General features: G+C 55.6%; 17 protein-coding genes, 3 tRNA genes, 3 rRNA genes and 1 pseudogene. 10 read left to right on the forward strand and 14 right to left on the reverse strand.

What is annotated here, in order from left to right; genetic code table 11:
- Positions 1-24 precede the first annotated feature (24 nt).
- Both hpxA and AC6I7J_RS15320 read right to left on the reverse strand, forming a co-directional pair.
- Complete coding sequence (gene hpxA, locus AC6I7J_RS15315) at positions 25-756, reverse strand: allantoin racemase (protein WP_021507303.1); 732 nt, start codon at positions 754-756, stop codon at positions 25-27.
- On the reverse strand, positions 753-1,475 hold the full coding sequence (locus tag AC6I7J_RS15320; protein WP_058758029.1) for a GntR family transcriptional regulator: 723 nt from the start codon (positions 1,473-1,475) through the stop codon (positions 753-755). The genes hpxA and AC6I7J_RS15320 overlap by 4 nt, the downstream gene beginning before the upstream one ends.
- 144 nt (positions 1,476-1,619) lie before the next feature.
- Here AC6I7J_RS15320 and AC6I7J_RS15325 point away from each other — a divergent pair, with 144 nt between their 5' ends.
- Positions 1,620-3,113 (forward strand): NCS1 family nucleobase:cation symporter-1, encoded by a 1,494-nt coding sequence (locus tag AC6I7J_RS15325; RefSeq protein WP_021507305.1) that lies wholly within the window; start codon positions 1,620-1,622, stop codon positions 3,111-3,113.
- Positions 3,114-3,213: 100 nt separating this feature from the next.
- On the opposite strand, the gene AC6I7J_RS15330 is transcribed toward AC6I7J_RS15325, so the two are convergent.
- Positions 3,214-3,290 (reverse strand) — tRNA-Asp (locus AC6I7J_RS15330).
- A gap of 134 nt (positions 3,291-3,424) precedes the next feature.
- Positions 3,425-4,156: a DNA polymerase III subunit epsilon gene (gene dnaQ, locus AC6I7J_RS15335; RefSeq protein WP_058776026.1), complete on the reverse strand. Its 732-nt coding sequence runs from the start codon at positions 4,154-4,156 to the stop codon at positions 3,425-3,427.
- Here dnaQ and rnhA point away from each other — a divergent pair.
- A pseudogene (gene rnhA, locus AC6I7J_RS15340) lies at positions 4,110-4,677 on the forward strand (ribonuclease HI). The gene dnaQ and the pseudogene rnhA sit on opposite strands and share 47 nt — an antisense overlap.
- On the opposite strand, the gene AC6I7J_RS15345 reads toward rnhA, so the two are convergent.
- Entirely contained in the window at positions 4,662-5,396 is a 735-nt protein-coding gene (locus AC6I7J_RS15345; protein WP_021507307.1) for a class I SAM-dependent methyltransferase, read from the reverse strand. The pseudogene rnhA and the gene AC6I7J_RS15345 sit on opposite strands and share 16 nt — an antisense overlap.
- A gap of 40 nt (positions 5,397-5,436) precedes the next feature.
- Between AC6I7J_RS15345 and gloB the strand changes: the two genes are divergently transcribed.
- Together gloB and mltD are read left to right on the forward strand one after the other, a co-directional pair.
- The gene (gene gloB, locus AC6I7J_RS15350; RefSeq protein WP_021507308.1) at positions 5,437-6,192 is read left to right on the forward strand and encodes a hydroxyacylglutathione hydrolase; all 756 of its coding nucleotides are present in this window, start codon (positions 5,437-5,439) and stop codon (positions 6,190-6,192) included.
- Positions 6,193-6,263: 71 nt separating this feature from the next.
- Positions 6,264-7,640 (forward strand): murein transglycosylase D, encoded by a 1,377-nt coding sequence (mltD, locus tag AC6I7J_RS15355; RefSeq protein WP_031279674.1) that lies wholly within the window; start codon positions 6,264-6,266, stop codon positions 7,638-7,640.
- A gap of 193 nt (positions 7,641-7,833) precedes the next feature.
- Here the strand turns inward: mltD and AC6I7J_RS15360 are convergent, their stop codons facing one another.
- A complete protein-coding gene (locus AC6I7J_RS15360; protein ID WP_031279675.1) occupies positions 7,834-8,634 on the reverse strand; it encodes an endonuclease/exonuclease/phosphatase family protein in 801 nt (266 codons plus the stop codon).
- 148 nt (positions 8,635-8,782) lie between these two features.
- Positions 8,783-9,961 carry an MFS transporter gene (locus AC6I7J_RS15365; RefSeq protein WP_021507311.1) on the reverse strand — a complete coding sequence of 393 codons (1,179 nt, stop codon included), beginning with the start codon at positions 9,959-9,961 and terminating at the stop codon, positions 8,783-8,785.
- A gap of 100 nt (positions 9,962-10,061) precedes the next feature.
- Here AC6I7J_RS15365 and yafC point away from each other — a divergent pair, with 100 nt between their 5' ends.
- Positions 10,062-10,970: a DNA-binding transcriptional regulator YafC gene (gene yafC, locus AC6I7J_RS15370; protein WP_125310440.1), complete on the forward strand. Its 909-nt coding sequence runs from the start codon at positions 10,062-10,064 to the stop codon at positions 10,968-10,970.
- Positions 10,971-10,981: 11 nt separating this feature from the next.
- Here yafC and dkgB read toward each other — a convergent pair whose 3' ends face one another.
- From dkgB to gmhB, 7 genes are all read right to left on the reverse strand, one after another.
- On the reverse strand, positions 10,982-11,785 hold the full coding sequence (gene dkgB, locus AC6I7J_RS15375; RefSeq protein WP_498006104.1) for a 2,5-didehydrogluconate reductase DkgB: 804 nt from the start codon (positions 11,783-11,785) through the stop codon (positions 10,982-10,984).
- 170 nt (positions 11,786-11,955) lie between these two features.
- Positions 11,956-12,032 (reverse strand) — tRNA-Asp (locus AC6I7J_RS15380).
- A 100-nt stretch (positions 12,033-12,132) separates the two neighbouring features.
- Positions 12,133-12,248 (reverse strand): 5S ribosomal RNA (gene rrf, locus AC6I7J_RS15385).
- Positions 12,249-12,471: 223 nt separating this feature from the next.
- Positions 12,472-15,376 (reverse strand): 23S ribosomal RNA (locus AC6I7J_RS15390).
- Positions 15,377-15,591: 215 nt separating this feature from the next.
- Positions 15,592-15,666: transfer RNA gene (locus tag AC6I7J_RS15395), tRNA-Glu, on the reverse strand.
- Positions 15,667-15,754: 88 nt separating this feature from the next.
- Positions 15,755-17,296, reverse strand: a 16S ribosomal RNA gene (locus AC6I7J_RS15400).
- The 16S, 23S and 5S rRNA genes sit together here with 2 tRNA genes alongside, the layout of an rRNA operon.
- A gap of 406 nt (positions 17,297-17,702) precedes the next feature.
- On the reverse strand, positions 17,703-18,263 hold the full coding sequence (gmhB, locus tag AC6I7J_RS15405; protein ID WP_058759541.1) for a D-glycero-beta-D-manno-heptose 1,7-bisphosphate 7-phosphatase: 561 nt from the start codon (positions 18,261-18,263) through the stop codon (positions 17,703-17,705).
- Between the two features lie 188 nt (positions 18,264-18,451).
- Here gmhB and metN point away from each other — a divergent pair, with 188 nt between their 5' ends.
- The 5 genes from metN to tsaA all read left to right on the forward strand — a co-directional run bounded on the left by metN (position 18,452) and on the right by tsaA (position 22,215).
- Positions 18,452-19,483 (forward strand): methionine ABC transporter ATP-binding protein MetN, encoded by a 1,032-nt coding sequence (metN, locus tag AC6I7J_RS15410; protein WP_498006106.1) that lies wholly within the window; start codon positions 18,452-18,454, stop codon positions 19,481-19,483.
- On the forward strand, positions 19,476-20,129 hold the full coding sequence (locus tag AC6I7J_RS15415) for a methionine ABC transporter permease MetI (protein ID WP_021507464.1): 654 nt from the start codon (positions 19,476-19,478) through the stop codon (positions 20,127-20,129). The genes metN and AC6I7J_RS15415 overlap by 8 nt, the downstream gene beginning before the upstream one ends.
- A gap of 37 nt (positions 20,130-20,166) precedes the next feature.
- Positions 20,167-20,982 carry a MetQ/NlpA family lipoprotein gene (locus AC6I7J_RS15420; RefSeq protein WP_021507465.1) on the forward strand — a complete coding sequence of 272 codons (816 nt, stop codon included), beginning with the start codon at positions 20,167-20,169 and terminating at the stop codon, positions 20,980-20,982.
- 127 nt (positions 20,983-21,109) lie between these two features.
- Positions 21,110-21,511, forward strand: coding sequence for an envelope stress sensor lipoprotein RcsF (rcsF, locus tag AC6I7J_RS15425; protein ID WP_494261001.1), 402 nt, complete (start codon positions 21,110-21,112; stop codon positions 21,509-21,511).
- Entirely contained in the window at positions 21,508-22,215 is a 708-nt protein-coding gene (gene tsaA / locus AC6I7J_RS15430; protein ID WP_498006109.1) for a tRNA (N6-threonylcarbamoyladenosine(37)-N6)-methyltransferase TrmO, read from the forward strand. Before rcsF ends, tsaA begins: the two co-directional genes overlap by 4 nt.
- Positions 22,216-22,217 lie beyond the last annotated feature (2 nt).

Here is a 22,217-nt window from a genome sequence, read left to right on the forward strand (position 1 = left end):
CTGTCATCAGTCCTCAACCAGCCCTTAGTTTAGGTGCTGAAATGCCGCGCTGAGCGGTTTTTTAATCGGGTAAGCCAGATCGCCGTGTTTGCTGGTACCAAAGCCCAGCGCCAGTAATGACTCGACCATTTTCACCGCCGCACTGACGCCATCAATCACCGGCAGGCCCAGCTCTTTAGTCAGATCCTGCGCCAGCGACGCCATGCCGCCGCAGCCCAGCACAATCGCCCCGCTGCCATCTTCACGTTTCGCCTGCAGGCAGCGCTCGCGCACTTTCTCCTGCGCGACGCCGCTGCCGTCCTCAAGCGCCAGCACCGGCAGGTCAATGGCGTGCAGCGCGGCACAGTGATGGCTGAATCCGTACTGCTGCAGCAGATGGCGGGCGATCACCAGCGTGCGCGGCAGCGTGGTGACAATCGAAAAGCGCGTCGCCACCAGCGTCGCGGTGTGCATCGCCGCTTCGGCAATGCCAATCACCGGTCCGCTCGCCAGTTCGCGCGCCGCCAGCAGTCCCGGATCGCCAAAGCAGGCGATGATGTGGCCGCTGACGCCCTGCTCTTTGCCGCGTTTTACCTGTTCCAGCACGCCCACCGCGGCAATCGCTTCATCAAAGTGTCCTTCAATGGAGGGCACGCCCTCGCTCGGGCACACCGCCACAATCTCCGTGCCAGGTGCGGCCACGGCGCGTGCCGCTGCGCCGATGGTCGCCGTCATGGCGGCGCTGGTATTCGGGTTGATCACCTGGATCAGGCTCATGATGCCGCTCCTTTATGACCGGCAAATAACCGGGTGAAATCAGGCAGGGTTTCGCCGCTGCGTTCAAAGTGCAGGCTGGCGACGATATGTTCGAAGTGATGCTGCAGCGCCGTGGTTAACGCTGGCAGATCGTTTTGCCGCAGCAGATCCACCAGCCGATCGTGATGATCGCAACGACAGCCGCGCTGCCACGGTGCACCGTAGGCGGCGATCACCAGCGAGGAGCGCTGCGTCAGGCGCGTCACCATGTCAGTCAGCACCTGGTTGCCGGAAATCGCCTGCAGCTGGATATGAAAAGCCGCAGACAGACGGATGGCGGCGGCCCCGTCGTGCTGCTGGTGCGCCTGCTGCTCGTCGGCAATTAAGCCACTCAGCGCGGCGAGATGCGGAGGCTGCAGATGCGCCAGCACCGCCGGCAGATTGGCGCACTCCAGCAGGCTGCGCGTGGCGAAGATGTCGCGCGCTTCCTCCACGCCCGGCGTCGCCACCTGTGCACCACGTCTGGGCGACAGGGTGATCATTTGCACCGCCGCGAGGCGCTGCAGCACCTTACGAATGCCGGTGCGGCTGACGCCAAACACCTCCGACAGCGCCTCTTCCGGCAATTTGCTGCCCGGCGGCAGCTGATGCTCCACGATGGCGTTCAGCAACGCCTGATAGATAGGTTCGTCTCTGTCATTCAGATCGGCAGCCGTTTTCTGGCCTGTTTCACTCTTCATTACCCGCTCCGGCAAGTGACTGTATGCAGACATCGTATACGTGAAATTAATTTTTTGTATACAAGAAATCAATTCTGGCCTGAATCCTGCAATACCGTTTCACGCTGTCATTATTTTTCCATGAAGTTAAGAGGAGCAGGTTTCATGCCAAATCATTCTGAAGTGACCTCTGCGGTGGCCTCTGAAGCCAACGCCCATTACAGCCCGCGTCTGTGTAACGACGACCTGGCGCCGACCCGCAACCAGAGCTGGTCGTGGTACAACATTTTTTCGTTCTGGATGTCGGACGTGCACAGCATGGGGGGCTATGTGGTGGCGGCCAGCTTCTTCACCCTCGGTCTGGCCAGCTGGCAGGTGCTGCTGTGTCTGCTGGTGGGAATTTGCATCGTGCAGCTGTGCGCTAACCTGGTGGCAAAGCCGAGCCAGATGGCCGGCGTGCCTTATGCGGTGATTTCGCGTCAGGCATTTGGCGTGTTCGGGGCCAACATCCCGGCGGTGATTCGCGGGCTGATCGCCTTCGCCTGGTACGGCATTCAGACCTATCTGGCGGCGAATGCGCTGATGCTGGTGCTGCTGAAGTTCTACCCGTCGTTAAGCAGCATGACGCAGAGCAGCTGGCTCGGCCTGTCGCAGCTTGGCTGGTGCTGTTTCGGCGTCATGTGGCTGCTGCAGGCGATGGTGTTCTGGCACGGCATGAGCGCGATTAAACGCTTTATTGATATCGCCGGTCCGGCGGTATACGTGGTGATGGTGGCGCTGGCGGGCTGGATTGTATACAAAACCGGTTTTGACGGTATCTCCTTCACCCTCGCCAGTAAATCACTGAGCGCGGGCGAGCAAACCTGGCAGATGATTACCGCGACCGCGCTGGTGGTCTCTTATTTCTCCGGTCCGCTGCTCAACTTTGGTGACTTCTCGCGCTACGGCAAAAGCATGGGTGAGATTCGCCGCGGCAACCGCTGGGGCCTGCCGTTCAACTTCCTGCTGTTTTCGATTGTGACCGTGGTCATTGTCTCGGGTACTCAGTCGCTGTTTGGCAAAATGATCACCGACCCGATTGAAACCGTGAGCATGGTAGGCAACGATGTAGCCGTCGCTATCGGGCTGCTGACCATGATTACTGCCACCATCGGCATCAATATCGTGGCGAACTTCGTTTCACCAGCGTTTGATTTCTCTAACTGCTCACCGCAGAAGATCAGCTTCCGCGCCGGTGGCATGATCGCCGCCGTGGGTTCAGTGCTGTTGACGCCGTGGAATCTGTTCCAGTCGCCGGAGTTGATTCACTACACGCTGGATGTGCTGGGATCGTTTATCGGGCCGCTGTTTGGCATCCTGATCGCCGATTTCTACCTGATCAAACGCAGCAAGGTGTACGTTGATGACCTGTTCAACGATACGCCAAAAGGCCGCTACTGGTATCGCGGCGGTTTCAATCCGAAAGCGATTGCTGCACTGCTGCCTTCCGTTGGCATTTGTCTGGTGATTAGCTTTATTCCGTCCCTGCACGCAGTGGCAAACTTTAGCTGGTTCATCGGCGTGGCGCTGGGCGCTGGCTGCTACCGCTGGCTGGCGCGCGCTGAACGTGAGGTGCCGCAAGCCACCTATCGTGCGGAAGTGGCGGTACAGAAGGATTAATGCGCTGGTGGTCGCCATGAATGGCGACCGTACGCCAGATGGGTATGATTTAGAAAAGCAAAAAGCCGATGCATTGCTGCATCGGCTTCTTTAAAGAGATTGGCGGAACGGACGGGGCTCGAACCCGCGACCCCCTGCGTGACAGGCAGGTATTCTAACCAACTGAACTACCGCTCCGCGCTTTGTTCCCCGTCGGGAACGAGGCGCATATTAATGGCAGCCTCATCCCTCGTCAACGCTTTTTGCAGGGGAATCTCTCGTTTGCCGGTTTTTTCAGCTTAACGACGCTTTTCCACGCAAAATCAGCGGCTTCAGGCGCGCCACAGGCAGCTGCCGCCCTTCTTTTGCACCAGATCGAGCCGGCTCTCATGCGCCATTATCTCTTCATCGCTGGCGCTAACCACGCGCAGGCCGGCGCCCGGACGAACGATGCGCTGTATATGCTCGCCTGCCACCTGATTGCTCTGCTCGCCTTCCATCGAAAACGCCAGCGAGGTCTGGCCGCCGGTCATAGTGAGGAACACTTCGGCCAGAATCTCGGCATCAAGCAAAGCGCCGTGCAGCGTACGTTTGCTGTTGTCGATCTCGAAACGGTTACACAGCGCATCCAGGCTATTGCGCTTGCCCGGGAACATTTTACGCGCCATCGCCAGGCTATCGGTGATCTGACAGAAGGTTTCTGTCTTACCGATGTCGCGCTGCAGCATGGCAAATTCGTAATCCATAAAGCCGATGTCGAACGAAGCGTTATGGATCACCAGCTCCGCGCCGCGAATGTAATCGAGGAATTCGTCGGCGATTTGCGCAAAGGTCGGTTTATCGGCGAGGAATTCATCGGCAATACCGTGTACGCCGAACGCTTCCGGATCCACAAGCCGATCGGGCTTGAGATACATATGGAAGTTGTTGCCGGTCAGGCGACGGTTGATCACCTCAACCGCACCGATTTCAATGATGCGATGTCCTTCGTAATGCACCCCGATCATGTTCATGCCGGTGGTTTCGGTATCGAGGACGATCTGGCGGTTATTTGCAGTGCTCATAGGACTCGTTTTATGTCAGACTTGGCGTTTTGTCAGAAGGAAGTCTACCAGAGATGCGCAAACAGGTAGAAATATTCACCGATGGATCCTGCCTGGGCAATCCCGGTCCCGGCGGCTACGGCGCCATTCTTCGCTACCGCCAGCACGAGAAATTATTCAGCGCCGGCTACCGCCTTACTACCAATAATCGCATGGAGCTGATGGCGGCCATTGTGGCACTGGAAGCGCTGACCCAGCCGTGTGACGTGGTACTCAGCACCGACAGCCAGTACGTGCGCCAGGGCATCACCAGCTGGATTCACAACTGGAAAAAGCGCGGCTGGAAAACCGCAGAAAAGAAGCCGGTGAAGAACGTTGATCTGTGGCAGCGACTCGACGCGGCGCTCAGCACCCATCAGATTCAATGGGAGTGGGTAAAAGGCCATGCCGGTCATCCCGAGAACGAACGCTGCGATGAAATGGCACGCAGCGCTGCCGGCAATCCTTCCCTCGACGATATTGGCTATCAGGTTGAGTCCTGATCGCTGGCTTCACGAAACTGCCGCGTGGCATTGACCGCTGGCCGTAACTGGGTTTTGCCGGGCATCATCTTCACTTTGCCCGGCGTCAGCGGGAAGGTGCGCTTACGCGCAACCACGATATTCAGACAGCCCAGCGCCGGCAGGTGCGTGCTGATCATCTTGCCGCCCTGGCGGTGCCACGGCACCACCTGAAAGCGCGTACGATACACCACTTCATAGTTGAGTAAGCTCAGCCAGTCGAGCAGGCGCACCTGGCTGAACATCCGTCCGCTCCACGGTGCGCGGCGCTGTAATCCGGGCAGGCCTTTACTGATGCCCAGCAGGCTGAACGGATTGAAGCCGCTGATAATCATCCAGCCGTCATCAATCAGTACACGATCCACTTCGCGCAGGACGCGGTGCGGATCCTGGCTCCAGGCTAGCGTGTGTGCCAGCAGACAGGCATCAATCGATTTGGCTTCAAACGGCAACTGCGTTGCGCTGGCGATGACGTGCAGCCCATCGCCCTCATCGCCCACATTAACCTGATGCGATATGGCACACTGGCGGGTATTGATTTCTGCGCTGAGGCTGCCAATTTTAAGCATATGAAAGCCGTACAGCTTGCCGAGATACGGTTGCAGTTGCTGGGTTAACGCGTCGCGGAAATAGTCGCCCCAGGGCATATCCTGCCAGGAGCGCGGCGCAGTCAGGATTTGGCGTGTTTTCGCTGGCTTCATGCTCTACCATTTTCCTTTTTCTACGACCTGAGAGGTGTTTATGAATCTTACCAGTATTCCCGCGTTGCAGGATAACTACATCTGGACACTGAACGATGAACAGGGACGCTGTCTGATTGTCGATCCGGGTGAAGCCCGGCCGGTGCTGGAAAAAATTCACGCCAATCACTGGCAGCCGCAGGCCATTCTGCTGACCCATCATCATCACGATCACGTGGGCGGCGTTAGCGAACTGCTGGAGCACTATCCACAACTTGAGGTTTATGGTCCGCAGGAGACCGCCGATAAAGGCGCGCGCACTATTCTCAGTGACGGTGATGAATTTACGCTGCTCGGGCTAAATTTCCGCGTCATCGCAACGCCTGGACACACTTTAGGACATATCTCATATTTCAGCTCACCTTATCTTTTCTGTGGCGATACGATGTTTTCGGGTGGCTGCGGACGACTGTTCGAAGGCACTGCGCAGCAAATGTTTGAGTCGTTTCAGGCGCTTAATCAACTCCCTGCCGATACGCTTATCTGCTGTGCGCATGAATACACTTTATCCAATATGAAGTTTGCTGCGGCTATTCTGCCTCAGGACCCGAAAATTTTGGCAAGGTATCAGCAAATTAAGGACTTACGCGCAGAAAATCGCATTACTTTGCCAACAAAACTGGCGCTGGAGCGTGAAATAAATTTATTCCTGCGTACGCAAGATCCTGATTTGCAAAAGGCTTTAGGCATTAATGTGTCGTCGGCTCCGTTATGGCAGACTTTTGCCGATCTACGCGAGAAGAAAGACCGTTTTTGATATTTCTGGTTGTGTTGTGCCGGTCGCTAACGTATAGTTGCTCGTCTTTTAAGCGAACTATTGACACACACATGAAGGCTAAAGCGATATTACTCGCCTCGGTCTTGCTGGTTGGATGTCAGGCATCAAGGAATGACGCCAGTATCCCGGTACAGCATGCACAGAGTCTGTCTTCAGCTGGTCAAGGTGAAAATGGAAAGTACGGAGATCGCTTGTTGTCGCCGCGCTGGCAAGATGATGGAACCAGCCTCGCAGAAGACACTGATCTCTGGAATCACATTAGTGACGAGTTGAAGATGGGGATTCCGGAAAACCCGCGAATCCGCGAACAAAAAACAAAGTACTTAAAAAATAAGAGCTATCTCCACGATGTAACATTACGGGCAGAGCCGTACATGTACTGGATTGTCGAGCAGATACAGAAACGTAAAATGCCGATGGAACTGGTACTGCTACCCATAGTGGAGAGCGCTTTTGACCCACACGCAACCTCTTCTGCGAATGCCGCTGGCATCTGGCAGATCGTTGCGCAGACGGGCAAAAACTATGGTTTGAAACAAAACCAATGGTACGACGGACGCCGCGATGTGGTGGCCTCAACCAAAGTTGCGCTGGATATGATGCAGCGTCTGAACGGCATGTTTGACGGTGACTGGTTACTGACCATCGCCGCCTACAACAGCGGTGAAGGGCGTGTGCTGAAGGCGATGAAACAGAACAAGGCGCGCGGTAAGCCGACCGACTTCTGGCATTTATCGCTGCCACGCGAGACTACGGTTTACGTACCTAAAATGCTGGCCCTGAGTGATATTCTCAAGAACAGCAAGCGTTACGGTATTAAGCTGCCAACCGCCAATGAGAGCCGTGCACTGGCTCGCGTTGAAGTGGGACAGCAGATTGAACTGACGCAGGCCGCAGATATGGCCGGTATGTCGCTCAGCAAGCTGAAGACATTCAATGCCGGGTATAAAAACGGCACCACCGCGCCAAACGGACCGCACTATATTATGGTGCCAAAGTCCAACGTGGCTCAGCTGCGTAATTCGCTGGCTTCCGGTGATATTGCTGCGGTACAGCCCGGCGAGCTGGCGAAAGTCAGCGCTGCAGGCAATAGCTATAAGGTCCGCAAAGGCGACACCTTATCGGGCATTGCCAGTAAGCTTGGTGTGAGCGTTAGTGCACTGAAGCAGCAGAATAACCTGCGCAGTGCGTCAGTACGCATCGGTCAGACACTGACCGTTGGCAGCAAAGCTGGCGCGTCGCAGCTGGCGGATAACGGCAACAGCATCACCTACCGTGTACGTAAGGGTGATTCTTTTGCCAGTATCGCCAAACGTCACGGTGTTAACACCAAAGACGTGATGCGCTGGAACAGTGACGCTAAAGACATTCAGCCCGGCGACAAGCTGACGCTGTTTGTGAAGAATAGCGCAACACCTGATACCTGATGCACCGAAAAGGCTGACTTTTGTCAGCCTTTTTCATTATTTACCTTTTCCCGTTCCCGCAGTCCGACACACTCACGCGTAAACCTCGTTATTTTCGCCGTTGCGCCATGCCTTTAGCGGTCTGAAATGGTTTATTGAGCAGGATGCGGCATCAGCGCTGTGAATCATTCGCCTTTGGCGCGCCGCGCCTGGCTTAACGTTTAGCCGCGCCGGGACTGAATTCAACCAGCAGAGGATTGTGGTCAGAGGCACGCGTCACCAGCACCGACGCCTCGCTGACTTTCATGTCGCGGTAAAAGACAAAATCCAGCGGGCGGCCAAATGCCTTGCGTCGATGATCATCAGTAAAGTTTACTTCGCGCAGCGCCATCTCACGGGCAAAGCGGTAGAGCGCGTTCATACGCTGGCGGCTCCAGGCATTGAAGTCGCCGGCCATGATCACCGGCCCGCGATGATGCTGGATTTGCTCGCCAATCGGCCCCAGCTGTTTGCTGTACACATCAACGCCGAGGCTGAAATTGACCGCATGAATGTTGACCACCATCAGCATTTCGCCGGTGGGAAGCGGATAGGCAGTGACCAGAGCGGATTTAGACAGCCTCAGTAGCGGCTCACGTTCACGCAGCGGACAGCAGTAGACCGGATGGGCAGAAGCCAGCGTCATGACGCCAGAGGGGTGTTGTGGCAGCACAAAGGCCGGTACCTGATCGGCCGCCAGATAATTGCTGGTGGCGAACTGCACCAGTTCCGGTGTGGTCTGCGCCTCCTGCAGCAGCACCAGATGGGCATCTTTACCGAAGCCCTGCAGTACTGACATCCAGTCTGCCCGCTGCTGTTTGAAGATATTCCACACCAGCACGCGCAGGGTTGGGTCGGCTGGCAGCGGTGCACCGGGCGGTAACGCCTGCCCGAGATGCAGCATCGCCCCTGGCGGAAAAATCCGCTCAGCAGGCTGACCTGCTACATACCGCATTGCATAAGTTTTTTTTCGCACTGTCCCGCCTGGCTGATTTACGACTACAACTTCACCTGACTGTTATAGGGATTTTAGCGCGGGGTTTCAATTGCTGTTATTGATTGTCGGAATTCGCCTCACAGCCAGCAACGGCAACAGCCCGCCATGCGGCAGGCTGTTGTGCGGCTTATTCAGTAATGGCTGCCGTGCGCGGCTTATCCAGCTGGCCGCTGAGGCGGACCAGCAGCAGAGCCGCAAACACGATGACGGCACCCACCCATGGCGTCTGCGCCAGACCGTAATGTTCCACGATGTGACCGCCGACGGTTGAACCCAGTGCGATGCCAATATTAAAGGCCGCGATATTCAGCCCGGACGCGACATCAACTGCGCCTGGCGCATAGTGTTCGGCCTTTTGCACCACGTAAACCTGCAGGCCAGGTACGTTAGCAAAGGCAAAGACGCCCATCACCAGCACCGTGAGCAGCGCGAGGTAATGCATGCTGGCGGTGAACTGGAATACCACTAACAGTATGGCCAGCGCGATAAAAATCAGCGTCAGCGCCGGTACCGCCCCGCGGCGATCGGCGAGCCTGCCGCCCCAGATATTCCCGATCGCCACCGCAATACCGTACCCCAGCAGCACACCGCTGACGGCGGTCGGCGAGAAACCGGCCAGTGACTGCATCATCGGTGCCAGGAAGGTAAAGGTGGTAAAGATGCCACCGTAGCCCAGCGCGGTAATCGCGTAAATCAGCAGCAAACGCGGATTAATCATCACCGCGGCCTGCTGTGCCAGGGAGGTGGCAGGCGGCTGTGCGATGTTACGCGGTACCAGTATCATACTGCTGACCAGTGCAATCACACCCAGCAGAGAGACCGCCAGAAAACTTTCACGCCAGCCAAAATGCTGACCAATCAGTGTGCCAAGTGGTACGCCGGTGACCAGCGCCACGGTTAAGCCGCCAAACATGATGGCTATCGCACTGGCAGCCTTTTCTTTGCTTACCAGGCTGGTCGCAATGGTTGAGCCGACGGAGAAGAAAACGCCGTGCGCCAGTCCGGTCAGCAGACGCGCCATCACCAGCGTTTCATAGTTGGGTGCCAGCCAGGCCACCAGATTACCGACGGTAAACAGCGCCATCAGACCCATCAGCAACTGCTTGCGCGGCAGCTTGCCGGTTAAGGCGGTCAGCACTGGCGCGCCGACGGCCACGCCAAGCGCGTAGATGGATACCAGCATCCCGGCAGAAGGTAACGTAATGCTGAGCTGTTCAGCGATGGTCGGAATCAGCCCGACGATAACAAACTCGGTGGTTCCGATAGCGAAGGCGCTGATGGTCAGCGCCCAGAGTGCAAGTGGCATGGTTGACTCCCAATAATGTTTTGATGGGCGCCATTATCGACTCGTGCTTTAATAACAAAAAGAAGCAAAGTAACAATAAACTTTTGCCTGAGGAGGCATAATGAAGGCATCTTCAGAGGAGTTAAAAGTCTTTATCGCTGTGGTAGAAAGCGGCAGTTTTAGCCGTGCAGCGGAGCAGTTACAGATGGCCAATTCAGCGGTGAGCCGCACGGTGAAGAAGCTGGAGAACAAGCTTGGCGTGTCGCTGCTGACGCGTACCACCCGTCAGCTGGCGCTGACTTATGAAGGCGAACTCTATTTCCGGCGCGTGCAGAAGCTGATCCTTGAGATGGCGACAGCAGAGAATGAGCTGATTGAGCGCCAGCAGGCGCCACAGGGCGTGCTGCGCATCGACGCGGCTACACCGGTGATCCTTAACCTGCTGATGCCGATGATTAAACCCTTTCGCGAGCGCTATCCGGCGGTCACGCTATCGCTAATCTCCTCTGAAAGCTTTATTAACCTGATCGATCGTAAAGTGGATGTCGCTATTCGTGCCGGGGATTTAACCGACTCCACGCTGCGTGCCCGGCTGCTGTTCACCAGCTATCGTAAAATGGTCGCTACGCCAGCTTATCTGGCTAAATATGGTACGCCGGCGTCGGTGGAGGCGCTGGCACATCATCAGTGCCTCGGTTTTGTCGAGACGCCTCGTCTTAATCGCTGGCCCGTGTCGGCCAATGGCAGCGATCTGTATGAAATTGACGCGGCGATGTCATCAAACAGCGGAGAGACGATTAAGCAGCTGTGCCTTAACGATCAGGGTATCGCCTGTCTGTCGGACTTCATGGTGAATGCGGAAATTGCGGCGGGCACTTTTGTTGAGGTGCTGGCGCACCAGTCGGTACCGGTTGAGATGCCTTTTAATGCGGTGTATTACAGCGATTTAGGGGTGAGCCAGCGCGTGCGGGCCTTTATTGATTTTCTCAGCGAGTGGGTCAGAGATCAGCCCTGGCGCGTGCAGGGCTGATGCATGGAGAATTAATCCCAGTCTGGTGCCAGGCCTTCCGGGCTGACCAGACGCTGCTGACGATCCAGCGCGGCGATCTGCGCCATGTCGTCCGCATCCAGCGTCAGCTCCTGCGCCGCCATATTGCTGGCCAGGTTCTCACGCTTGGTTGAGGAGGGGATCACGGCATAACCCAGTGCCAGTGCCCACGCCAGGACGACCTGCGCGGGTGTGGCCTGATGTTTCTGCGCAATCTGCTTTATCACCTGTTCTTTTAACGCTTCGCCATATGCCAGCGTCATGTATGAAGTGATGTGAATGCCCTGCTGTTTCGCGAACTCCACGACCTGGCGATTTTGCAGGAACGGGTGCAGCTCAATCTGGTTGGTCGCAATGTTCTCTGCGCCCACAGCGGCAATGGCCTCTTTCATCAGGGCAATCGGGAAGTTGGAGATACCAATCTGACGCGTCAAACCCGCCTTTTTCGCTGCCATCAATGCCTGCATGCTCTCTTTGACCGATACCGCTGCACCCGGCGATGGCCAGTGAATCAGCGTCAAATCGACATAGTCGGTACGCAGTTTCGCCAGGCTCTGCTGCAGGCTGGGGATCAGTTTATCGGCGGCGAGATTCTCAATCCAGATTTTAGTGGTGATAAACAGCTCATCACGTGCCACGCCGCTTTCGGCAATAGCCTGACCTACGGCAGCTTCGTTTTCATAAATTTGTGCGGTATCGATAGTGCGATAACCGAGTTCCAGTGCGGTTTTCACTGAATGAATAACGACATCGTCCTGCAGACGAAATGTTCCTAAACCAAAAGCGGGGATTGTCATGTTTTCCTCATTATTGCGTTGAATGTTGCGATGAGGCGTATTGTGGCAGGATTATTGTTGCTAAAAAATCCGCTTATAAGCAGAGGAATTTTGCGTTTTACTCAACAATGGCAGGTTTTTAGCGGACATGAAAAAGCCCTGACTTTACAGTCAGGGCTTCTCAATTTAAGTGGCGGAACGGACGGGGCTCGAACCCGCGACCCCCTGCGTGACAGGCAGGTATTCTAACCAACTGAACTACCGCTCCACCGATTCTGTACTGATATCAGACCGTCGCTGATTTCAGGTGTTTCGCCCTTTCCGCGTCACCGGGAAGGTCACGACCCGATTAGGGGTCTTAAATTGATGCCTGGCAGTTCCCTACTCTCGCATGGGGAGGCCCCACACTACCATCGGCGCTACGGCGTTTCACTTCTGAGTTCGGCATGGGGTCAGGTGGGACCACCGCGCTGTTGCCGCCAGGCAAATTCTTTGTGCCCTGTCCCGCGTCTTTCGCACTGATGCCGCGTTGGCCGCGCTCGCAAAGTCAGTCACATACTCGTGTATGCTCCTTCCTTTCCTTCGCCTGCCGCCTCGCCTCAGCGCAAAATCCTCCGGACTCGCGTCCGCAGAACAAAGCTGATTCTTTATCCGTCACAAGCTGAAAATTCTTTCTGTCTCTCAGACCAAAACGCCTCTGGCGTTGTAAGGTTAAGCCTCACGGGTCATTAGTACCGGTTAGCTCAACGCATCGCTGCGCTTACACACCCGGCCTATCAACGTCGTCGTCTTCAACGTCCCTTCAGGACCCTTAAAGGGTCAGGGAGAACTCATCTCGGGGCAAGTTTCGTGCTTAGATGCTTTCAGCACTTATCTCTTCCGCACTTAGCTACCGGGCAGTGCCATTGGCATGACAACCCGAACACCAGCGGTGCGTTCACTCCGGTCCTCTCGTACTAGGAGCAACCCCCCTCAATTCTCCAGCGCCCACGGCAGATAGGGACCGAACTGTCTCACGACGTTCTAAACCCAGCTCGCGTACCACTTTAAACGGCGAACAGCCGTACCCTTGGGACCTACTTCAGCCCCAGGATGTGATGAGCCGACATCGAGGTGCCAAACACCGCCGTCGATATGAACTCTTGGGCGGTATCAGCCTGTTATCCCCGGAGTACCTTTTATCCGTTGAGCGATGGCCCTTCCATTCAGAACCACCGGATCACTATGACCTGCTTTCGCACCTGCTCGAGCCGTCACTCTCGCAGTCAAGCTGGCTTATGCCATTGCACTAACCTCCTGATGTCCGACCAGGATTAGCCAACCTTCGTGCTCCTCCGTTACGCTTTGGGAGGAGACCGCCCCAGTCAAACTACCCACCAGACACTGTCCGCAGCCCGGATTACGGGCCTACGTTAGAACATCAAACATTAAAGGGTGGTATTTCAAGGTTGGCTCCACGCAGACTGGCGTCCGCGCTTCAAAGCCTCCCACCTATCCTACACATCAAGGCTCAATGTTCAGTGTCAAGCTATAGTAAAGGTTCACGGGGTCTTTCCGTCTTGCCGCGGGTACACTGCATCTTCACAGCGATTTCAATTTCACTGAGTCTCGGGTGGAGACAGCCTGGCCATCATTACGCCATTCGTGCAGGTCGGAACTTACCCGACAAGGAATTTCGCTACCTTAGGACCGTTATAGTTACGGCCGCCGTTTACCGGGGCTTCGATCAAGAGCTTCTCCTTGCGGATAACCCCATCAATTAACCTTCCGGCACCGGGCAGGCGTCACACCGTATACGTCCACTTTCGTGTTTGCACAGTGCTGTGTTTTTAATAAACAGTTGCAGCCAGCTGGTATCTTCGACTGGCCTCGGCTCCGGGAGCAAGTCCCTTCACCTACGCGCCAGCGTGCCTTCTCCCGAAGTTACGGCACCATTTTGCCTAGTTCCTTCACCCGAGTTCTCTCAAGCGCCTTGGTATTCTCTACCTGACCACCTGTGTCGGTTTGGGGTACGATTTCGTGTTACCTGGAGCTTAGAGGCTTTTCCTGGAAGCAGGGCATCAGTTACTTCACCGCCGTAGCGGCTCGTCGTCACGCCTCAGTGTTAAAGAAGACCGGATTTGCCTGGTCTTCACACCTGCACGCTTAAACCGGGACAACCGTCGCCCGGATAACCTAGCCTTCTCCGTCCCCCCTTCGCAGTAACACCAAGTACAGGAATATTAACCTGTTTCCCATCGACTACGCTTTTCAGCCTCGCCTTAGGGGTCGACTCACCCTGCCCCGATTAACGTTGGACAGGAACCCTTGGTCTTCCGGCGAGCGGGCTTTTCACCCGCTTTATCGTTACTTATGTCAGCATTCGCACTTCTGATACCTCCAGCATGCCTCACAGCACACCTTCAGCGGCTTACAGAACGCTCCCCTACCCAACAACACATAGTGTCGCTGCCGCAGCTTCGGTGCATGGTTTAGCCCCGTTACATCTTCCGCGCAGGCCGACTCGACCAGTGAGCTATTACGCTTTCTTTAAATGATGGCTGCTTCTAAGCCAACATCCTGGCTGTCTGTGCCTTCCCACATCGTTTCCCACTTAACCATGACTTTGGGACCTTAGCTGGCGGTCTGGGTTGTTTCCCTCTTCACGACGGACGTTAGCACCCGCCGTGTGTCTCCCGTGATAACATTCCTCGGTATTCGCAGTTTGCATCGGGTTGGTAAGCCGGGATGGCCCCCTAGCCGAAACAGTGCTCTACCCCCGAGGATGAGTTCACGAGGCGCTACCTAAATAGCTTTCGGGGAGAACCAGCTATCTCCCGGTTTGATTGGCCTTTCACCCCCAGCCACAAGTCATCCGCTAATTTTTCAACATTAGTCGGTTCGGTCCTCCAGTTAGTGTTACCCAACCTTCAACCTGCCCATGGCTAGATCACCGGGTTTCGGGTCTATACCCTGCAACTTAACGCCCAATTAAGACTCGGTTTCCCTTCGGCTCCCCTATGCGGTTAACCTTGCTACAGAATATAAGTCGCTGACCCATTATACAAAAGGTACGCAGTCACCTAACAAGTAGGCTCCCACTGCTTGTACGTACACGGTTTCAGGTTCTGTTTCACTCCCCTCGCCGGGGTTCTTTTCGCCTTTCCCTCACGGTACTGGTTCACTATCGGTCAGTCAGGAGTATTTAGCCTTGGAGGATGGTCCCCCCATGTTCAGACAGGATACCACGTGTCCCGCCCTACTCGTCGGACTCACAACTCATGCATCTTCGTGTACGGGGCTGTCACCCGGTATCGCGCGACTTTCCAGACGCTTCCACTGATGCACAAGCTGATTCAGGTCCTGGGCTGCTCCCCGTTCGCTCGCCGCTACTGGGGGAATCTCGGTTGATTTCTTTTCCTCGGGGTACTTAGATGTTTCAGTTCCCCCGGTTCGCCTCGTTTGACTATGTATTCATCAAACGATGATGCACAGAGTGCACCGGGTTTCCCCATTCGGACATCGACGGCTGTAGCGGTTCATATCACCTTACCGTCGCTTTTCGCAGATTAGCACGTCCTTCATCGCCTCTGACTGCCAGGGCATCCACCGTGTACGCTTAGTCGCTTAACCTCACAACCCACAGGCGTTTTGCAACGCTGCGGACTGCAAGCATTTGAGAGACCCGAACGCATCGTTAATTTCATTCTTATTACGGAGAATGAATACGACGCGTCGTTTCAAATTTTCAGCTTGTTCCGGATTGTTAAAGAGCAATATCTCAAACACGACGTTACCGTCAGTTTTGAGATATTCTGTGGAGACACCTTTCACCTGTCACCAAGCAGTGGCGTCCCCTAGGGGATTCGAACCCCTGTTGCCGCCGTGAAAGGGCGGAGTCCTAACCGCTAGACGAAGGGGACACAAAGTGTCACGACTTCGCAGCCGTCCTGCTCGTTACTTTTCTATCAGACAATCTGTGTGAGCACTTCGCGGGAAAGTATCTTCAGGTAAGGAGGTGATCCAACCGCAGGTTCCCCTACGGTTACCTTGTTACGACTTCACCCCAGTCATGAATCACAAAGTGGTAAGCGCCCTCCCGAAGGTTAAGCTACCTACTTCTTTTGCAACCCACTCCCATGGTGTGACGGGCGGTGTGTACAAGGCCCGGGAACGTATTCACCGTAGCATTCTGATCTACGATTACTAGCGATTCCGACTTCATGGAGTCGAGTTGCAGACTCCAATCCGGACTACGACGCACTTTATGAGGTCCGCTTGCTCTCGCGAGGTCGCTTCTCTTTGTATGCGCCATTGTAGCACGTGTGTAGCCCTGGCCGTAAGGGCCATGATGACTTGACGTCATCCCCACCTTCCTCCGGTTTATCACCGGCAGTCTCCTTTGAGTTCCCGGCCGAACCGCTGGCAACAAAGGATAAGGGTTGCGCTCGTTGCGGGACTTAACCCAACATTTCACAACACGAGCTGACGACAGCCATGCAGCACCTGTCTCAGAGTTCCCGAAGGCACCAAAGCATCTCTGCTAAGTTCTCTGGATGTCAAGGCCAGGTAAGGTTCTTCGCGTTGCATCGAATTAAACCACATGCTCCACCGCTTGTGCGGGCCCCCGTCAATTCATTTGAGTTTTAACCTTGCGGCCGTACTCCCCAGGCGGTCGACTTAACGCGTTAGCTCCGGAAGCCACGCCTCAAGGGCACAACCTCCAAGTCGACATCGTTTACGGCGTGGACTACCAGGGTATCTAATCCTGTTTGCTCCCCACGCTTTCGCACCTGAGCGTCAGTCTTCGTCCAGGGGGCCGCCTTCGCCACCGGTATTCCTCCAGATCTCTACGCATTTCACCGCTACACCTGGAATTCTACCCCCCTCTACGAGACTCAAGCCTGCCAGTTTCAAATGCAGTTCCCAGGTTAAGCCCGGGGATTTCACATCTGACTTAACAGACCGCCTGCGTGCGCTTTACGCCCAGTAATTCCGATTAACGCTTGCACCCTCCGTATTACCGCGGCTGCTGGCACGGAGTTAGCCGGTGCTTCTTCTGCGGGTAACGTCAATCGGCGAGGTTATTAACCTCACCGCCTTCCTCCCCGCTGAAAGTACTTTACAACCCGAAGGCCTTCTTCATACACGCGGCATGGCTGCATCAGGCTTGCGCCCATTGTGCAATATTCCCCACTGCTGCCTCCCGTAGGAGTCTGGACCGTGTCTCAGTTCCAGTGTGGCTGGTCATCCTCTCAGACCAGCTAGGGATCGTCGCCTAGGTGAGCCATTACCCCACCTACTAGCTAATCCCATCTGGGCACATCCGATGGTGTGAGGCCCGAAGGTCCCCCACTTTGGTCTTGCGACGTTATGCGGTATTAGCTACCGTTTCCAGTAGTTATCCCCCTCCATCGGGCAGTTTCCCAGACATTACTCACCCGTCCGCCACTCGCCACCCAAAGAGCAAGCTCTTCTGTGCTGCCGTTCGACTTGCATGTGTTAGGCCTGCCGCCAGCGTTCAATCTGAGCCATGATCAAACTCTTCAATTTAAAGTTTGATTTGCTGCAACGAGTGCAGCGATGCTCTGTGAATTAAACTTCGTAATGAATTACGTGTTCACTCAGCAAAGACTTGATATTTTTTACGTCCGGAGACGCTGATATCAATCCTGCGAGTGCCCACACAGATTGTCTGATAAATTGTTAAAGAGCGGTGCGACGCGGCGTTCGGCCTGCTGTCGCGAGGTGGCGTATATTACGCTTTCCTCCTTCAGAGTCAAACACTTTTTTCAGCGTTTTTCTCCGGCGGGGTGAATCGCTTCACGCCCTGCTGAGCCGTCTGCGTTGCCGCTTTGCCGTCTCAGTGGTGGCGCATTATAGGGCGAACTTATGGAAGCGCAAGTGCAAATTTCAACTTTTTTACTGTTCGCTTAAGATTTGTGCAGAAGGCCTGATTTCAGGCCTTTTTCATGCGCGCCGGCAGGTCTGCGAGACTATCAATCACCCAGTCCGCGGCCGCTTCGCCTTCGGCGGTGACCGGCTTACCACTGCGCACCAGCACTTTGGTTCCCACACCTGCCGCCTGCGCTGCCAGCATATCTTCCAGCTTATCGCCCACCATATAAGAAGCCGCCATATCGATGTTCAGGTGTTTCTGTGCCGAAAGCAGCATGCCCGGTTGCGGCTTGCGGCAATCGCAAGTCTGGCGGTACTCCACGACCGTTGCATCTGGCAGATGCGGGCAGAAATAGATGCCGTCGAGATCGACATCGCGATCGGCCAGCGACCAGTCCATCCACTCGGTGAGTTGCATAAACTGATCTTCGGTAAACATGCCGCGCGCGATGCCAGACTGGTTGGTCACCAGCACCAGCGCGTAGCCCATCTTCTTTAACGCCTGCAGCGCTTCAATGGTGCCATCAATAAACTGAAAATTATCGATCTCATGAACATAGCCGTGATCGACATTCAGGGTGCCATCACGATCGAGAAAAATAGCCGGGACTGGGTTCGCCACGTAGAAACTCCTGCTGCAAATAGTGCCGCGCAGTATCGCATGATTGCGCGTACCGTGAGAATGGCAGATTGAATGACTTTGATTGATTTAGCCGTCTGGATGCCTTACCATCCATCCAGATTTCGCCTGCCCCGGCGGCGCGAAGACCGATACACCACGGACAACGCAACACGATAACAATTAAACTAATGATTATACTCGAAAATATAACCAAAGTGTTCCAGCAGGGTTCACGCACTATTCAGGCGTTGTCAAACGTTAGCCTGCACGTGCCTGCCGGACAAATTTATGGCGTCATCGGTTCATCCGGTGCCGGTAAAAGTACGCTCATCCGCTGCGTCAACCTGCTGGAGCGCCCGACATCCGGTCGCGTGCTGGTTGACGGTCAGGATCTCACCGCGCTCTCTTCCGGGCAGTTAACACTGGCGCGCCGCCAGATTGGCATGATCTTCCAGCACTTCAACCTGATGAACTCCCGCACCGTGTCGGGCAACGTTGCGCTGCCGCTTGAGCTGGGTAACCTGTCACGCGAGGCGATCAAAAAGCGCGTCAGCGAACTTCTGGAGCTGGTCGGTCTGGCGGACAAACACGACAGCTGGCCGGCGAATCTGTCCGGCGGTCAGAAACAGCGCGTCGCAATTGCCCGTGCGCTGGCCAGCAATCCGAAGGTCCTGCTGTGTGATGAAGCCACCAGCGCACTGGACCCGGCCACCACCCGTTCGATTCTGGAGCTGCTGAAAGACATCAACCGTCGTCTCGGTATCACCATTCTGCTGATCACCCACGAGATGGATGTGGTGAAACGCATCTGCGATCAGGTAGCGGTGATCAGCAACGGCGAACTGATTGAAAAAGACAGCGTCAGCGAAGTGTTCTCCCACCCGAAAACGCCCCTGGCCCAGCAGTTTATTCAGTCAACGCTGCATCTGGATATTCCGGATGATTACCAGCAGCGCATGCAGGCGAGCGCGGGCAGCGAGAGCGTGCCGCTGCTGCGACTGGAGTTCACCGGTAAATCGGTGGATGCGCCGCTGCTGTCAGAAGCCGCGCGCCGTTTCAACATCAATAACAACATTATCAGTGCCCAGATGGATTACGCCGGTGGCGTGAAGTTCGGCATCATGCTGGCCGAAATGGACGGCAGTGAAACAGATACACAAGCCGCGATTGCCTGGCTGAAAGAAAATCATGTGAAAGTAGAGGTGCTGGGTTATGTCTGAAGCGATGCTGTGGTTACTGACGCGTGGCGTCTGGGAAACGCTGATGATGACCTTCGTTTCTGGTTTCTTTGGCTTTGTGCTTGGCCTGCCGGTTGGCGTACTGCTGTACGTCACGCGTCCGGGGCAGATTCTGGCCAACACTGCGCTGTATCGCGTGCTGTCAGCCATCGTCAATATTTTCCGTTCTATTCCTTTCATTATCCTGCTGGTGTGGATGATTCCGTTTACCCGCGCCATCGTCGGCACTTCCATTGGTCTGCAGGCGGCCATCGTTCCGCTGACCGTAGGCGCGGCGCCATTTATCGCCCGTATGGTGGAGAATGCGCTGCTTGAGTTGCCGACCGGACTGATTGAAGCCTCGCGCGCCATGGGTGCCACACCGCTGCAGATCGTGCGTAAAGTGCTGCTGCCGGAAGCGCTGCCAGGGCTGGTGAATGCCGCTACAATTACCCTGATTACGCTGGTGGGCTACTCCGCCATGGGTGGTGCTGTGGGCGCGGGCGGTCTGGGCCAGATTGGCTATCAGTATGGTTACATCGGCTATAACGCCACCGTGATGAATACCGTGCTGATTTTGCTGGTGGTGCTGGTGTATTTAATTCAGTTCTGTGGTGACCGCATCGTGCGTGCGGTATCACATAAATAAGCAAACAACATCAATAGTCCTCTATTAAGGAAAGGATATGTCTTTCACATTTAAAAAGATTGCCGCTGTGGGTGCTCTGATTGGCGCGATTGCGCTGGCAGGATGCGATCAGAAAGAGAAAGATCCCAACCACATTAAAGTGGGTGTGATTGTCGGGGCTGAACAGCAGGTTGCGGAAACTGCCGTGAAAGTCGCGAAAGAGAAATACGGTCTCGATGTTGAACTGGTTACCTTTAACGATTACGTGCTGCCTAACGAAGCGCTGAGCAAAGGCGATATTGACGTTAACGCCTTCCAGCACAAGCCGTACCTCGATCAGCAGATCAAAGACCGCGGTTACAAACTGGTGCCGGTCGGCAACACCTTCGTTTATCCGATTGCCGGCTACTCGAAAAAAATCAAATCGCTGGATGAGCTGCAGAACGGTGCGCAGATCGCTATCCCGAACGATCCAACCAACCTCGGTCGTTCTCTGCTGCTGCTGCAGAAAGTGGGCCTGATTAAACTGAAAGATGGCGTGGGCCTGCTGCCAACCTCACTGGATATCACTGAGAATCCAAAGAACCTGAAGATTGTTGAGCTGGAAGCGCCACAGCTGCCACGTTCACTCGACGATCAGCAGATTGCGCTGGCGGTGATCAACACCACTTACGCCAGCCAGATTGGCCTGACCCCGGCGAAGGACGGCATCTTCGTAGAAGATAAAGACTCGCCGTACGTGAACCTGATCGTTAGCCGCGAAGACAACAAAGACGCGGAGAACGTGAAGAAGTTTGTTGAGGCTTATCAGTCAGACGAAGTGTCTGAAGCCGCCAACAAAATCTTCAACGGCGGCGCAGTGAAAGGCTGGTAATTATCCCTTTCATGCGGTGCAGGGCGGCTTCGGCCGCCCTTTCTATTTCAGCATGTGGCAGCTGACTTGTTATTTCTGGTCGTCCTTGTTTCAATAACGCCACTTTTTATTACATGAGGATGTTGCCATGCGTTTTTTACCGCTCTGCTTGTTGGCATTGATGCTGACCGGGTGCGTGCGTGAATATCACCCAATAAGCAGTGCTCCGTCTCGCCCGCAGCAATCAACCAGCGAACCTCAACGCAAACCGGCTGCGCGTCCGGCCCCGGTGAAGATCTATACCGATGCGACCGATCTGGTCAGCAATCCGTTCCGCGATCTGGGCGAAGTGTCGGGTGATGATTGCCAGAGCAACACCCAGGACTCGCCGCCGAACCTCAATACCGCGCGTAAACGCCTGCAGATTAAAGCGGCCGGCATGAAAGCCAACGCCGTGCTGCTGCACAAGTGTGAAATTGTCTCCAGCACGCCAGGCTGCTATCGCCAGGCCGTATGCCAGGGCTCTGCGCTGAAAGTTTCGAATCAATGAGTGAATTTGCCTTTGCGCAAATCGGCGTGATCCGTTCGCCGTGGAGAGAGAAATTTGCCGTACCGCGCCAGCCGGGTCTGGTGCAGGACGGCGGTGGCGAACTGCATCTGCTGGCACCGTACAATCAGCCTGAAGCGGTGCGTGGACTGGAGGCATTCAGCCATCTGTGGGTGCTGTTTGTCTTTCACCAGACCATGGCCGGCGGCTGGCGCCCAACCGTACGCCCGCCGCGCCTCGGCGGTAATGCCCGCATGGGCGTATTTGCCACCCGCTCGACCTTTCGCCCCAATCCTATCGGCATGTCGCTGGTTGAGCTCAAAGGCATCCGCTGCGAGCAGCAACAGGTGATTCTGCAATTAGGCAGCCTCGATTTGGTGGACGGCACCCCTGTGGTGGATATCAAGCCATACCTGCCCTTCGCCGAAGCGCTGCCTGAGGCGCGCGCGGGTTTCGCTCAGAGCGCGCCCGACGCCAGCATGCCGGTGCGTTTCTCCGCGCAGGCGCAGCAGCAGTTGCAACAGCAGCAACGCCACTACCCGCAGCTGGCGCGCTTTATCACTGAAGTGCTGGCGCAGGATCCGCGTCCGGCTTATCGCAAAGGCGAAAGCCCTGGCCGTGAATATGCCGCGTGGCTGCTCGACTTTAATGTGCGCTGGCGCATTGACGCGGCGGGAACCGAGGTGATCGCGCTCGATCCGCGCTAAAA

Source organism: Type-C symbiont of Plautia stali (assembly GCF_059730935.1).

Excerpts from the sequence above, each read along its gene's own strand:
- AC6I7J_RS15345 (WP_021507307.1), bottom strand. The coding sequence starts at position 5,396 with ATGAAGCCAGCGAAAACACGCCAAATCCTGACTGCGCCGCGCTCCTGG.
- metN (WP_498006106.1), top strand. The coding sequence starts at position 18,452 with ATGATTATACTCGAAAATATAACCAAAGTGTTCCAGCAGGGTTCACGC.
- yafC (WP_125310440.1), top strand. The coding sequence starts at position 10,062 with ATGAAGGCATCTTCAGAGGAGTTAAAAGTCTTTATCGCTGTGGTAGAA.
- AC6I7J_RS15365 (WP_021507311.1), bottom strand. The coding sequence starts at position 9,961 with ATGCCACTTGCACTCTGGGCGCTGACCATCAGCGCCTTCGCTATCGGA.
- tsaA (WP_498006109.1), top strand. The coding sequence starts at position 21,508 with ATGAGTGAATTTGCCTTTGCGCAAATCGGCGTGATCCGTTCGCCGTGG.
- dnaQ (WP_058776026.1), bottom strand. The coding sequence starts at position 4,156 with ATGAGCACTGCAAATAACCGCCAGATCGTCCTCGATACCGAAACCACC.
- rcsF (WP_494261001.1), top strand. The coding sequence starts at position 21,110 with ATGCGTTTTTTACCGCTCTGCTTGTTGGCATTGATGCTGACCGGGTGC.
- AC6I7J_RS15325 (WP_021507305.1), top strand. The coding sequence starts at position 1,620 with ATGCCAAATCATTCTGAAGTGACCTCTGCGGTGGCCTCTGAAGCCAAC.
- hpxA (WP_021507303.1), bottom strand. The coding sequence starts at position 756 with ATGAGCCTGATCCAGGTGATCAACCCGAATACCAGCGCCGCCATGACG.
- AC6I7J_RS15320 (WP_058758029.1), bottom strand. The coding sequence starts at position 1,475 with ATGAAGAGTGAAACAGGCCAGAAAACGGCTGCCGATCTGAATGACAGA.
- mltD (WP_031279674.1), top strand. The coding sequence starts at position 6,264 with ATGAAGGCTAAAGCGATATTACTCGCCTCGGTCTTGCTGGTTGGATGT.
- dkgB (WP_498006104.1), bottom strand. The coding sequence starts at position 11,785 with ATGACAATCCCCGCTTTTGGTTTAGGAACATTTCGTCTGCAGGACGAT.
- AC6I7J_RS15420 (WP_021507465.1), top strand. The coding sequence starts at position 20,167 with ATGTCTTTCACATTTAAAAAGATTGCCGCTGTGGGTGCTCTGATTGGC.
- gloB (WP_021507308.1), top strand. The coding sequence starts at position 5,437 with ATGAATCTTACCAGTATTCCCGCGTTGCAGGATAACTACATCTGGACA.
- AC6I7J_RS15415 (WP_021507464.1), top strand. The coding sequence starts at position 19,476 with ATGTCTGAAGCGATGCTGTGGTTACTGACGCGTGGCGTCTGGGAAACG.